Source organism: Kribbella sp. NPDC003557 (genome assembly GCF_040610805.1).
In the GTDB taxonomy this organism is placed as follows: domain Bacteria; phylum Actinomycetota; class Actinomycetes; order Propionibacteriales; family Kribbellaceae; genus Kribbella.
The window spans coordinates 36,013-48,528 of sequence record NZ_JBEXMY010000018.1 but is presented as its reverse complement, the minus strand read 5'-3'; the positions used below and the strand labels follow the sequence as shown (position 1 = coordinate 48,528).

Genomic DNA, 12,516 nt, shown 5'->3' with positions numbered 1-12,516 from the left:
CGGAGGCCGCCAACGGCGTCGAAGCCGTCGACCTGGCCGCCGACCTGGACCCGGACGTGATCCTGATGGACCTGCGGATGCCGGGCGGTGGCGAGCTCGACCACCACGGCGTAATTCTGATTCGGCATCAACGAACTCGCTTCGGGTCGACAACAGATCTTCACCAGGCATTTGTCCTCGGACAAAGTCTAGGAGGATTTGCCGGTTCCGAGCGTCAATTCTTTGCAAAGTGAGCAGCAGAGTTTCCCGGAGATCGAGCCGATCGACGACCCTTGCTCTGTAGAAACCGAACCCGAAGGAGGCACGAGATGGCTGACCCGCCAGAGGAGCCCAAGTCCAAGAGGAGGTGGGCCAGGATCCTCAGAGGCACTTGGGACGCGCTGCGGACGATCCTGGCCCTGGTTGCAGTGTTGAGTCACTGGCGCAACGACTGCTAAGCCAACGACCCACCTGCAGGGGTCCGGCCTGTTGCAGCAGGACCGGACCCCTACAGGGTAGAGGCATCGGCGCCCCAGTCAACCAATTGAAACAGCGCCACAAGGCGGCTCCGGCGAGCAACGCGGTCGTGCGGCTTGCCGAACGCGGGACTAGCTGTCGGATCTCGGGTTCGGCGTTCGTTGGGTAACTGACGGCGCATCCGACCTACTTGAGGAGAGCATCATGACCGCGACCTACACCTTCGACATCTTCTGCACGCTCGACGGCTTCGGGTCGTACGACGAGAACGGTGACTGGGGTGGGTACTGGGGCAAGGCCGGGCCGGAGTTTCTCGAGCGGCGGCTGGATTCCTACAGCTCGGACCAGCGGCTCGTGCTCGGTGCGAACACGTTCCGCCTGTTCCGCGAGATTCTCGGCTCGAGTGACGCGCCGAAGGTGGATGACCCGGTGAACAACCGGATGATGGCGATGCCGTCGACGGTTGTCTCGACCACGCTCGACGGGCCGCTCGACTGGGCGAACGCGACGCTCGTGCACGGCGACGCGGTCGACGTCGTCGCCAAGCTGAAGCAGGAATCCGACCTGCCGCTCCGCTCCCACGGGAGCCTCGCGATGAATCGTGCCCTGATGGCCGCCGGGCTCGTCGACCGCGTCCAGGTGACGATCTTCCCGGTGATCTCCGGCCGCACCGGCTCCGACCCGATCTTCGGCGGCGCCGCCGATTTCGACCTCGAGATCCTCGAGTCCCGGATCCTCGACGGCAACACCCAGGAGCTCGTCTACCGCCCGACCCTCCACCGCTGATCCAGGTCCTCGACAGACCTCACCCGTACGGCGTCCTCGTCGTCGCCGGGCGGCTCGAACCCGGCGAGGTGCTCCTCCAGTACGTCGTCCGCCACATCCTGCCGCCGCGGATCGAGCCGGTTCGCGGCACGCCGCCGCCGTACGGTCGCGTCGTCCACATCGACGTACAGCAAGGTGAATCCGGCGCCAACGCCGACCGCCAGCGACCGCCACCTGTCCCGCAGGAACCGCGGCGAACTGGTGTCGTCGACGACCACGGACGAGCCCGAGCTCAGCAACTCACGGACCTCGGCGCTCGCGAGTTCGTGCGTGCGAACCCATTCCGCGACCGCGATCCCGTCGCCGCCCCACAGCCCGCGCCGCTCGTTGATCTCGTCGAGGCTGACGACCCGCGCCCGCAGCCGTGGCGCCAGTGCGCGCGCCACCGTGCTCTTGCCCGAGAACGACTTGCCGCACATCAGCACCAATCTGCTGTCCGCCACACCCGCTATCCAACCGCATCCGGCGAGCAACTCGCACAGGTCCCGGTGAGCTTGCACAAGCAATAGCTTGTCCAAGCTCACCGTTGGGTGGTGAGGGCATCGGTCAGCGTGGGTTCTCGGAGCGCCAGGCGACGTAGTGGGCGACGGCCTCGGCGGTGTCGTACTGCGGGGTGAAGCCGGTGTCTGTCGTGAGGCGGGTGATGTCGAGGTGCGGGCTCAACCGCCCGCCGGGCTGCGCCGGAACGTTGAGAGCGTCAGCCAGGTCGCCGTTGCGAAGCGGTTGTCCGCTGGAGACGTTGTACGTCGTGTGGTTCAGCTGGTCAGCCGTGACGAGGAGCGCGATCGCACGCCCGGCGTCGGGGGCGTAGCAGGAGTCACCGCCGTCGTCGGCGTACAGCGGCGCCGGCGTCTCGCCCCGCAGCACGGCGCTGACGTACGGCGGGATGAAGTTGAACGGCGACTCCGGATCCATCAGCGGTCCCCACGTCGACCCGATCCGCAGCACGACCGGGTGCACGCCGGTGCCCTGCAACGCGTGAGTGGTGATCGGTTCGACCGCCTTCTTGAACGCGATGATGAGGTGCGGCAGCTGCGCGTCGGGTAGCGCGAGCCCTTCGTGCCAAGGGCTTTCGCCTTGCCCGATGTACACGCCGAGGCTGCTCGCGACCGCGAATCGGCGGACACCCCAAGCCCGCGCCGCGTCGAGTGCGTTGAACAGTCCGGTCATGTCGGTGCGGAAGTACGCGACCGGATCGTCGGCCGGGATGCTGCCGGCGAGGTGCACGATGTCGCTGACGTCGTACCGCTGCCCGAGCGCGAGGAACGCGTCCCGGTCCGTCACGTCCAGCGACTCGACCGCGACCTTGCCGTCGAGGAACGACGGCACCGCACCCCGACGGTGCGACGTGACGACGACGTCCTGGCCGAGATCGAGCAGCGCGCGAGCAGTGTGGGCACCGATCATCCCGAGCCCGCCGGTCACAAGAATCATGCCCGTGACGCTATGAGCCGTACGCCGGCCGCGTCTTGAACGAATCCCGCACGATCCCTTGACCTGGCGCCTGAAATCACGAGACCTTGGACGACATTGATTTACGAGTCACTTCCGAACATGGTTCGTTAAAGGAGTGCCGTGGACATCGTGATCGGGGTCGTCACCCACGTGACCCACCACGAGTTGTTCCACGACGCCGCGCGCACGTTGAGCGGCGTGGATCTCGAGTGGGTCAGCTACGACCACGAGGACGAGATCCGCGACCGGGTCGCCGAGTTCCTGAGTACGACGCGCCTCGACGGCTTCCTGGCCGGCCCGGTGCCGTACACGGCGAGCCAGGAACTCCTCCCGCCCGGCCTGCCGGTCGGCGTGATCCGCTCGTCGGCGCTCGACCTGACGCTCGCGCTATACCGCGCCCGTGAGCGCGGCCTCGGGCGTACCCCGGTGAGCATCGACACGTTCCCCGCTGAAGCGGTCGAAGCGGTCGCCGCCGCGCTGGACCTCGATCAGGACCAGATCGACTGCTTGCCGTACGCACCGACCCAGACCGTCGACGAGATCGTCGCCTTCCACCAGGACGCGTTCCGGCGGTTCGGCGAACGCAGCTACGTGATCAGCGTCCGCGCCGCCGTCCGCGAACAGCTCGCCGGGCAGATCCAGATCATGAGCGGTATGCCGGTGCCGGCCACGATCCGCACCGAGCTGCACGAGCTCGCGCTCCGGATCGAGTCCGACCGCGCCAGCGCGCAGCGGTTCGCGGCGGGCGTCTTCCTGATCTCGGACGCGCCCGACGAGGAACGGGCCCGGATCGGTCTGATGAACCACCTGCTCAACACCCCCGAGTTCGCCGGCGCCTGGATCGAGAACCGCGGGCGCCGCGGTGTCGTCGTCTTCGCCCACAAGGCGTTGTTCGAGCGCATCACCCGCAACTGGGTCGCCGTACCGGCACTCGCCGAGGCCGCCGCGGCGCTCGGCGCGCGGATCTCGGCCGGCTTCGGTGTCGGCGTGTCGGCGCGCAACTGCGTCCTGCTCGCGGAGCAGGCGGCGGCGCGTGCCGAGCTCGCCGACGAACCGTGCGCGTACCTGTTCGAGGACAGCGGCGTCGTGATCGGCCCGATGGGCCCGGTCGGCGAGGCGCTGCGGTACTCGTACCGCGAGCACGGCGACGAGGTCGAACAACTCGCGAAGTACGTCGGCCTGAGCGCGACCACCGTCTCCCGGCTGGCCGCGCTGGATCACGAACTGCACGGCCGCACGCTCTCGCCTGGAGAGCTGGCCGGCCATCTCGGCATCACGGATCAGAGCGGACGCCGGCTGATCCGCACCCTCGACGCAGGCGGCCTGGTGAGCGTCGAGGGCACCGCACAGCACCACGCCAAAGGACGCCCGACGCGTCTGTACCGACTGCGCATCGCCCAAGCGTTGGAGGCACAACCATGGAGCTCACCCGCCGCCACATCCTCAAGCTGACCGGTCTCGGACTGGCCGGCCCCGCCCTGCTGTCCGCCTGCTCGAACGACTCGTCCTCCGGAGGAGGCGGCTCCGGCGACGGCAGCGTGAAGTTCGAAGGCTGGGACTACGAAGCCGCACTGGTCCAGCAGAACCTCGACCGCTTCACCAAGACCAGCAACGTCAAGGTCGACTACACCCCGATCACGAGTGCGCAGTACGTCCAGAAGGTGGTCGCCGAGTTCACCGGCGGCGGCGGTCCGGACGCGCTCTACGTGTACGACGACTCGCTCGCGGCCTGGGTCGAGGGCGACTACCTGCAACCTCTCGACGGCATGGAGGGCGTTGACGAGGTCTACAACGCGATCTATCCGGGCAACGCCGAGGCGATGACGTACGGCGGCAAGCGGTACGGCCTGCCGTACTACACCGACGCGAACTGCCTCACCTACAACGCCGGAATCCTCGCCCAGGCAGGGATCTCGAAGCCGCCGGCCAGTCTCGAGGAGCTCGAGGCGCAGGCGCTCAAGATCAAGAACGCCGGCCTGCTGGAGTATCCGATCGGCCTGCCCGCGCAGTTGTCCGACACCTGGTGGTCCTGGGTGTGGGCGCTCGTCTTCGGCAGCGGCGGCAACATGTTCGACGACCAGCAGAACCCGGTCATGAACAAGTCCGACACCGTCACGAAGGACGTCTTCGCCTGGTTGCAGCAGGCGGCGACGAAGTCCAAGGTGATCGACCCGGCGTCGCTGCAGCTGCTGCCGGTGCCGGTCGACAATGCGATGAAGGCCAACCGGTACGCGTACACGATCGGCGCGCGCTACGCGAGCCGTGACTACAACGACCCGGCCAAGTCCAAGGCCGCGGGCAAGATCAAGATGGCGCTCGTGCCGAGCCTGGACGGCAAGGAGCACGGGACGGTCAGCAACACCCGGATGTACGGGCTCGCGAAGGACACCGAGGTCAAGGACAACGCGTTCAAGCTGCTCACGTACCTCGGCGGGTACGACGCGGACAAGCAGCCGTACACGGCGAAGTTCTGGTTCCTGCAGCGTGGACTGGGTTTTGCCTACAAGTCGATTGTCGACGATCCGGAGATCACCGCGGCGCTGAAGAAGTTCGCCGACCCGAAGATCTACGCGCACCTGGCCGAGATCGCGAAGCCGCGCAACGTGCTCGGTGTGCCCTGGTACACCGAGTTCGAGACCGAGATGCACAAGGTCGTGCAGGGCGTGCTGAGCAACCAGACGCAGCCCTCGGCGGCGATGGATTCGCTGGCGCAGACCGCGGAGACGCTGAAGAAGAAGTACTCCTGAGCATGGCCGCTCTCGCCGAACGCCGGCCGCTGGGCGACAACGCCAAGGCCTGGGCGCTGAATGCCCCGGCCCTGGCGGTGATCGCCCTGCTGGTCGCGTACCCGATCGCCTACTCCTTCTACGTCAGCCTGCAGAAGAACAACCTGAAACGGCCGCGCGCCAAGCGGTTCATCGGGTTCGACAACTACACGTCGCTGTTCAGCGACCACGCGTTCCTCAACGCGCTCAAGGTGTCGGCGCTGTTCGTGGTGGTCGTGCTCGGGCTCACTGTCGTCCTCGCGCTGGTCTTGGCGCTCGTGCTGAACGAACGGTTCCGGGGCCGCGGTCTGCTGCTCAGTCTCGCCTTGTTGCCCTGGGCAATGCCCGGGGTGGTGAACGGCCTGATGTGGCGGACGATCTTCGACGCGAAGACCGGCGCGCTGAACGGTCTGCTGCAGCAACTCGGGCTGATCGACAGCTACCACGCCTGGCTGACGTCCGGCTCCGGCGCGTTCCTGTTCACGGCGCTCGCCCAGGTCTGGAACACGCTGCCGTTCTCGGTCATCATTCTGCTCGCCGGATTGTCGACAATCCCCGCGGAGCTGTACGACGCCGCGACCGTCGACCGCGCCGGCGCGCTGCAGCGCTTCGGCCAGGTCACCGTGCCGTGGCTGCTGCACCCGCTGCTGATCGTGCTGATCCTGGAGACGATGAACGCGTTCCGCGCGTTCGACACCATCTACGTCCTGACCGGCGGCGGCCCCGGCGACGCGACCACCACCATCGCCCTGCTCGACGTCCAGACCGTCCTCACCTTCACCGACGTCGGCCTCGGCAGCGCGTACGCCTGGGTGATCACCGCGATCACCCTCCTCATCTCGGTCGGCTACATCGGCCTCCTGTACCGGAAGGGGAATTTCGACGTATGAGCACCGTCGTGAAAGTGCCGGTCCGCTACCGGATCCCGTGGAAGAAGATCGTGCTCTACGTGCTCGCGGCCGGATTCGCGGTGTATCTGGTGCTGCCGTTCTACTGGATCGTCGCGATGAGTTTCATGCACGAGGTGGACGCGATCGCGGTGCCGCCGCACTGGGCTCCGGTGCATCCGACGCTGGAGAACTATCTCGGGTTCGTCCGGCCGAACGCGGCGCAGGAGTTGGTCGGCGGCCGGGCGGTGTCGGAGACGCCGTACTCGTTGCGGAACAGCCTGGTCGTGGCGACCGCGACCGCCGTACTGAATCTCGTGCTGGCCACGTTGGCGGCGTACTCGTTCTCGCGGTTGAAGTTCCGCGGGAGTCAGGTGCTGCTCGTGCTGTACCTGCTGACCCGGATGGTGCCGGGGATCGCGATCATCATCCCGTTCTACCTGCTGATGCGGTCGTTCGGGCTGCTGGACACGTACCTCGCGCTGATCCTGTCGTACACCACGTTCGCGCTGCCGATCACGATCTGGATCCTGAAGGACTTCTTCCGGTCGGTGCCGCGGGAGCTGGAGGAAGCGGCCCGGGTCGACCGGTGCGGATGGTTCCGGACGATGTGGACGGTGTTCCTGCCGGTCGCGGCGCCCGGGCTGGTCGCCGCCGCGGTGTTCGCGTTCATGACCGCGTGGAACGAGTTCATGTTCGCGCTGTTCCTGACCAGCACCAAGGCGGCGAAGACGATCCCGGTGGTGGCGGCGAACTTCGCCACCGACTTCAACACCCAGTTCACCGTGATGGCCGCAGCCGGTGTGCTCGCGGTCGTTCCACCCCTGGTGCTGGCTCTGCTCTTCCAGCGCAAGCTGGTGCAGGGCATGGCCGCCGGATCAGTGAAGGGCTGAGCAGATGGCCGAAGTGCGTTTGGAAGGCGTCACCAAGTCGTTCGGCGGCAAGACCGCGGTCCGCGACCTGGACCTGACCGTCAAGGACCAGGAGTTCCTGACTCTGGTCGGACCGTCCGGTTGTGGAAAGTCGACAACCCTACGAATGATCTGTGGGCTGGAACGCGCCACCGAGGGGCACATCTTCTTCGACGGCAAGCCGGTCAGCTGGCTGCCGGCGAACAAGCGGGACGTGTCGATGGTGTTCCAGAGCTACGCGCTCTACCCGCACAAGACCGTCCGGCAGAACATCGGCTTCGCACTGAAGATGATGCGGGTGCCAAAGGCAACGATCTCCGAGCAGGTGCTGCAGGCGGCGCGGACGCTGGACATCGAGGACCTGCTGGACCGCAAGCCGCGCGAGCTGTCCGGCGGGCAACGGCAGCGGGTCGCGCTCGGGCGGGCGATCGTCCGGGACGCGGGGGCGTACCTGCTCGACGAGCCGCTGTCGAACCTGGACGCACAGCTGCGGGTCCTGATGCGCGCCGAGATCAAGCGGCTGCACGTCGACGTGGCCCGGACGTTCATCTACGTCACGCACGACCAGGTCGAGGCGATGACGATGTCGGACCGGATCGCGGTGATGCGTGACGGCGTCGTCCAGCAGTGCGCGACGCCGGAGGAGATCTACGAGCGCCCGGCGAACCGCTTCGTCGCCTCGTTCATGGGCTCGCCGCCGATGAACTTCGTCACCGGGGACCTGGCCGACGTCGACGGCGTGCGCCTGTTCCGCTCACCGGCACTCACCCAGCCCCTCACCCTCCCCGCCCGGCCCGGTGAACTCGGCGGTGGGGTGGTGCTCGGCATCCGGCCCGAGGATGTCGTCCTCTCCAGCACCCCGGTTCAGGGCCATCACCCGGGCAAGGTCTTCGTCTCCGAACCACTAGGCCCGGACGTCCTGGTGACCGTGAACGTCGAGGGCGAGCTGATCAAGGCCCGCGTCCCGACCCCGTTCCGCCTCGGCCACGACAGCACCGTGTACGTCGGCCTGAACCCCGACCGCCTACACCTGTTCGACGCCGCCGACGGCACCGCACTCCATGCCCCGCAACGAGAGGAACGCTCTTGAGAGACCCCGCGAACGCCACCGTCGAGGTCGAACTGCCTGCCGACTTCGACGACTTCTGGGCGGCCGGCCTGGCGGACTGCGCGTCCTACCCGCTCGACCCGGTGCTGACCGAGATGCCCGCGCTGTCCACGGAGAAGGTGATCGTCTACGACGTCCGCTACACCAGCTACGGCGGTCTGCGGATCGCGGCCTGGTACGCCGTGCCGCGCGCGGGCAGCGCGCCGTACCCGGGTCTGGTGACGATCCCGGGCTACATCTCCGAACCCACCATCCCGAAGGAGTGGGCCGAGCTCGGGTACGCCGCGCTCGCGGTCGCGCCGCGCGGGAAGCTCCGCTCGAACGACGTGTTCAACCCCGGGTACCCGGGCCTGTTGACGCACAACATCGTCGACCCCAACACCTACGGGTACCGCGGGTTCTACCTCGACGTGGTGCGCGCGGTCGACGTCCTGCTCGCCCAGTCGACTGTCGACAATCAGCGGATCGGATTGCAGGGCTCGAGCCAGGGCGGCGGGCTCGGGATCTCCACGGCGGCGTTGCGCCCGGACGCGATCCGCTGCGTCGCGGCCGGCGCGCCGTACCTGTGCGCGATCATGACCGCGCCGACGCTGACCCGGTCGTACCCGTACGAGGAGATCAACGAGTACCTGCGGATCCACCCGAAGGATGTGGACCGGGTCCGGGAGACGGTCGCCTACTACGACGGGCTGAACTTCGCCCCGAAGGTCCAGGCGCCGACCTTGCTCTACCTCGGGCTCGAGGACGACGTCTGCCCGCCGGAGACCGGATTCGCGCTGCACCGGACGCTGACGTGCGAGAAGACGCTGCACACCTATCCGCACTGCGCGCATCATGCCGGTCTCCCGGATGTGATGCGCGTCGTGGAGGACTTCCTTGCCGAGCACCTCACTCCGGGACGGTGACGTGATGACTACCGCTGCAACCTCTGCCGTGAGTTCCGCGTCCGACTTCGCCGCCTACTGGGCCGCGGTCGACGACGAACTCGCGGCGATCCCCGGCCGGCCGGTGCTGGACGTGGTGCCGGCGCGGACGACCGAGGAGGCCACGTTCTACTCGGTGCGGATCACGAGCACCGGGCCGTATCGCGTGTACGGCAACCTCAGCATCCCCACCGGCGACGGGCCGTTCCCCGGGCTGCTCATCACCCCGCGGTACGGCAGTGTCAACAACATCCCGCACCCGAACGACCGGAGCCGGTACGTCGTCCTCAGCCTGATGCACCGCGGTCAGCGGCTCGCGGACGAGGGATTCGCCGCGTCCTATCCAGGATTGTTGACAATGCACATCGACGATCCGCAGACCTACATCTACCGGGGGATCGCGGCCGATTGCCTCCGCGCGGCGGAGTTCCTGCTCGGTCTGACCGAGGTGGATCCAATGCGGGTCGCAGTCACTGGTGACGATCTCGCGGTGCTGACGGCGGCGCGCAGGCCTGGCTTCAGCGCGGTGCGAGTGACGGATCTGCTGTTCTACCGCGCGATGGAGGCCCGGCTGAGGTCGTGCCTGTATCCGCTGGAGGAGCTGAACGATCACCTGCGCGCCGGATCGTCGACTGACGCATTGTCGACAACCCTGTCGTACTACGATCCTTCGCGGCACGCGCCCGCGGTCGCCGGCCGGACATTGCTGGCGGTCGACGACGCTGACTGGTGCGCGTCACTGCTCGAGGCGTTGCCCGATCCCGAGGTCTACCCGGTCACGCACCTCGACGGCACCGACAACGACTTCCTCGACGCCTGGCTGGCCGAGCGGTTCGGCGTCCCCGCGATGTCGAAGTTCGTCGCATGACCCCGCCACCGAACCCGCGGGTGAACCCTCCGACGAACCCGCGGGTGGACCCGTCGACGAACCCGCAGGTGAGCCCGTCGCCGAAGCCGCCGACCAGCCTGCTGACGAACCCGTCGAGCCACCCGTCGGTCACCGAGTCGGTGGACCGCGTGCTGAGCCCGGCGGCGAATTTGCTGGGTGTTCGGCCCGTCATCAACGCGAACGCGACGGTCACCGTGCTCGGCGGATCGTTGATGCCGGCCCCGGTCGTGACCGCGATGAGCGAGGCGGCGGCGCAGTTCGTCGACCTGCCCGAACTGAACCTCCGGGTAGGGGAGCGGCTGGCCGAACTCACCCACAACGAGGCGGCCTATGTGACATCCGGCGCCGCCGCCGCGATCACGCTCACGGTCGCCGCGTGCATCACCACCGACTCGCAGGCGTTCCCCGTCGACGCCGAGGTGGTGATGTTCGCGAGCCAGCGCAACGGCTACGACTACTCGGCCCGCATCACCGGCGCGCGCATCGTCGAGGTAGGCCCGTCGGAGGACGAGTTGCGTACGGCGCTCGCGCGGAAGCCGGCGTGCGTGTTGTGGTTCGCGGGCGCGCACTACGCGGCCGGTGCGTTGCCGGTGGAGGACGTGGTGCGATGCGCGCGCGAGTTCGGCGTACCGGTGATCGTCGACGCGGCCGCGCAGATTCCACCGGTCGCGTCGCTGTGGCGATTCACCCGGGACATCGGCGCGGATGCGGTGCTCGTCAGCGGCGGGAAGGGGCTTCGTGGACCGCAGGCGAGCGGGCTCGTGCTGGGGAAGCGGTGGCTGGTGGACCGGGTCAGGGCGCACACCTCGCCGAACCAGGAGCTCGGGCGGGGGATGAAGGTCGGGAAGGAGGAGCTGATGGGTTTGCTCGCCGCCGTCGAGTGGACGCTCGCCCAGGACGAGGAGGCACTGCTGGCGTCCTACGAGCGGATTGTCGACAGTTGGATCGTCGGCTTGCAGGGGATCCCGGGCGTGTCGGTCGAGCGCGGGTACCCGAGCGAGGCCGGGCAGCCGCACAGTCGCGCCGTCCTGCGCCTGACCCGCGACCGCGACGAGGTTGTCCAGGAGTTGTGGGACGGCGACCCCCGGATCGCGGTCGGAACGTTCCGCCTGCCGGACGACGCGATCGCCCTCAACCCGCAGACCCTCCAGCCCGGAGAGCACAAACTCGTCCTCGACGCCCTCCTGCGCATCCTGAGCCCCGGCCGGCAGTGATGCCCGACTGGCGGGTTTCGTCACCGCTGCCGGGCTGCAGCGCGTTATCGGTCAAACAACCCGCCATCGACGGAGACGCCGGTCTAAGCTCGGGGGATGGCCAGCAAGCCGGATGAGACGCGGGACGGGGTCGACCTGACCAACCTGGATCAGCCGCTGTTCGACGGGGCTGAAGCCACCAAGCGGGACCTGGTCGACTACCTCGACGCTGTGCACGAACGGATCCTGCCGGAGCTGCGCGGGCGGCCGCTGTCGGTCGTGCGGATCCGGCCGGGACAGCCCAAGTTCATGCAGAAGAACGTCCCGAAGTACACGCCCGACTGGGTGAAGACCGTGCAGGTGTGGGCGGAGGCGTCGAAGCGCCAGGTGTCGTACGCGCTGTGCGACGACCGCCGGACGCTGCTGTGGTTCGCGAACCAGCGCGCCGTGGAGTACCACCCGACGCTGATGCGCGCCGATCGCTGGGACCGCGTCACGCATCTGGTGCTCGACCTGGACCCGCCGGAGGGGGAAACGTTCGCGATGGCGGTTCAGGCCGCGTTGCTGGTGCGGCAGGCGCTGACCGACTCCGGGCTGTCGGGCGCGGTGAAGACGAGCGGCGCGAAGGGCGTGCACGTGATCGTGCCGATCGTCGACACGGTGACGATCGAGGACGCCGCCGCGGCCACCCGGGCGATCGCGGCGCGCGCCGAGAAGATCGACCCGTCGATCGCGACCACGGCGTACATCAAGGAGGACCGGCACGGGAAGGTGTTCGTCGACTCGACACGGTCCGGCGGTGCGACGGTCGTCGCGGCGTACAGCCCGCGCGTCCGGCCTGGCACGACGGTTTCGTACCCGGTCGGCTGGGACGACCTGGAGAGCGTCGCTCCGCGCGACTTCACCGTCCGCACCGCTCCCGCCCTGCTCGCCGACCGCGACCCCTGGGCCGAACAACTCCCCGCGCAACAAGCCATCCCCGAGGACGTCCTCGAGGAAGGCCGCGCCATCCCGGTAGCCCGAGTCGCCGCCATGCACGAAGGCAAACGCCGCAAACGTGCCCGCGAGGCCGAGCAACAGCAAAACCCCACCGACTGAAACCGA

General features: G+C 67.9%; 12 protein-coding genes. 10 read left to right on the top strand and 2 right to left on the bottom strand.

Translation table 11 applies throughout. The features are described from left to right. Positions 1-660: 660 nt before the first annotated feature. Positions 661-1,242, top strand: a complete 582-nt coding sequence (locus tag ABZW60_RS41310; protein WP_355486144.1) for a dihydrofolate reductase family protein — start codon at positions 661-663, stop codon at positions 1,240-1,242. On the opposite strand, the gene ABZW60_RS41305 is transcribed toward ABZW60_RS41310, so the two are convergent. Both ABZW60_RS41305 and ABZW60_RS41300 read right to left on the bottom strand, forming a co-directional pair. Beyond that, positions 1,218-1,724, bottom strand: coding sequence for an ATP-binding protein (locus ABZW60_RS41305; protein ID WP_355486143.1), 507 nt, complete (start codon positions 1,722-1,724; stop codon positions 1,218-1,220). The genes ABZW60_RS41310 and ABZW60_RS41305 overlap by 25 nt on opposite strands. A gap of 103 nt (positions 1,725-1,827) precedes the next feature. Next, a complete protein-coding gene (locus tag ABZW60_RS41300) occupies positions 1,828-2,715 on the bottom strand; it encodes an NAD(P)-dependent oxidoreductase (protein ID WP_355486142.1) in 888 nt (295 codons plus the stop codon). 141 nt (positions 2,716-2,856) lie between these two features. Here ABZW60_RS41300 and ABZW60_RS41295 point away from each other — a divergent pair, with 141 nt between their 5' ends. The 9 genes from ABZW60_RS41295 to ligD all read left to right on the top strand — a co-directional run bounded on the left by ABZW60_RS41295 (position 2,857) and on the right by ligD (position 12,510). Continuing rightward, the gene (locus tag ABZW60_RS41295) at positions 2,857-4,188 is read left to right on the top strand and encodes a hypothetical protein (RefSeq protein WP_355486141.1); all 1,332 of its coding nucleotides are present in this window, start codon (positions 2,857-2,859) and stop codon (positions 4,186-4,188) included. Then, positions 4,155-5,483, top strand: a complete 1,329-nt coding sequence (locus tag ABZW60_RS41290; protein WP_355486140.1) for an extracellular solute-binding protein — start codon at positions 4,155-4,157, stop codon at positions 5,481-5,483. Before ABZW60_RS41295 ends, ABZW60_RS41290 begins: the two co-directional genes overlap by 34 nt. A 2-nt stretch (positions 5,484-5,485) precedes the next feature. Further along, positions 5,486-6,391: a sugar ABC transporter permease gene (locus tag ABZW60_RS41285; RefSeq protein WP_355486139.1), complete on the top strand. Its 906-nt coding sequence runs from the start codon at positions 5,486-5,488 to the stop codon at positions 6,389-6,391. Continuing rightward, positions 6,388-7,281: a carbohydrate ABC transporter permease gene (locus ABZW60_RS41280; protein WP_355486138.1), complete on the top strand. Its 894-nt coding sequence runs from the start codon at positions 6,388-6,390 to the stop codon at positions 7,279-7,281. The genes ABZW60_RS41285 and ABZW60_RS41280 overlap by 4 nt, the downstream gene beginning before the upstream one ends. Before the next feature lie 4 nt (positions 7,282-7,285). Beyond that, entirely contained in the window at positions 7,286-8,389 is a 1,104-nt protein-coding gene (locus ABZW60_RS41275) for an ABC transporter ATP-binding protein (protein ID WP_355486137.1), read from the top strand. Next, entirely contained in the window at positions 8,386-9,312 is a 927-nt protein-coding gene (locus ABZW60_RS41270) for an acetylxylan esterase (RefSeq protein ID WP_355486136.1), read from the top strand. The genes ABZW60_RS41275 and ABZW60_RS41270 overlap by 4 nt, the downstream gene beginning before the upstream one ends. Positions 9,313-9,316: 4 nt before the next feature. Further along, a complete protein-coding gene (locus ABZW60_RS41265; RefSeq protein WP_355486135.1) occupies positions 9,317-10,198 on the top strand; it encodes an acetylxylan esterase in 882 nt (293 codons plus the stop codon). Continuing rightward, positions 10,195-11,433: a hypothetical protein gene (locus tag ABZW60_RS41260; protein WP_355486134.1), complete on the top strand. Its 1,239-nt coding sequence runs from the start codon at positions 10,195-10,197 to the stop codon at positions 11,431-11,433. Before ABZW60_RS41265 ends, ABZW60_RS41260 begins: the two co-directional genes overlap by 4 nt. Positions 11,434-11,529: 96 nt before the next feature. Beyond that, entirely contained in the window at positions 11,530-12,510 is a 981-nt protein-coding gene (ligD, locus tag ABZW60_RS41255; protein ID WP_355486133.1) for a non-homologous end-joining DNA ligase, read from the top strand. The last annotated feature ends 6 nt before the right edge of the window (positions 12,511-12,516 follow it).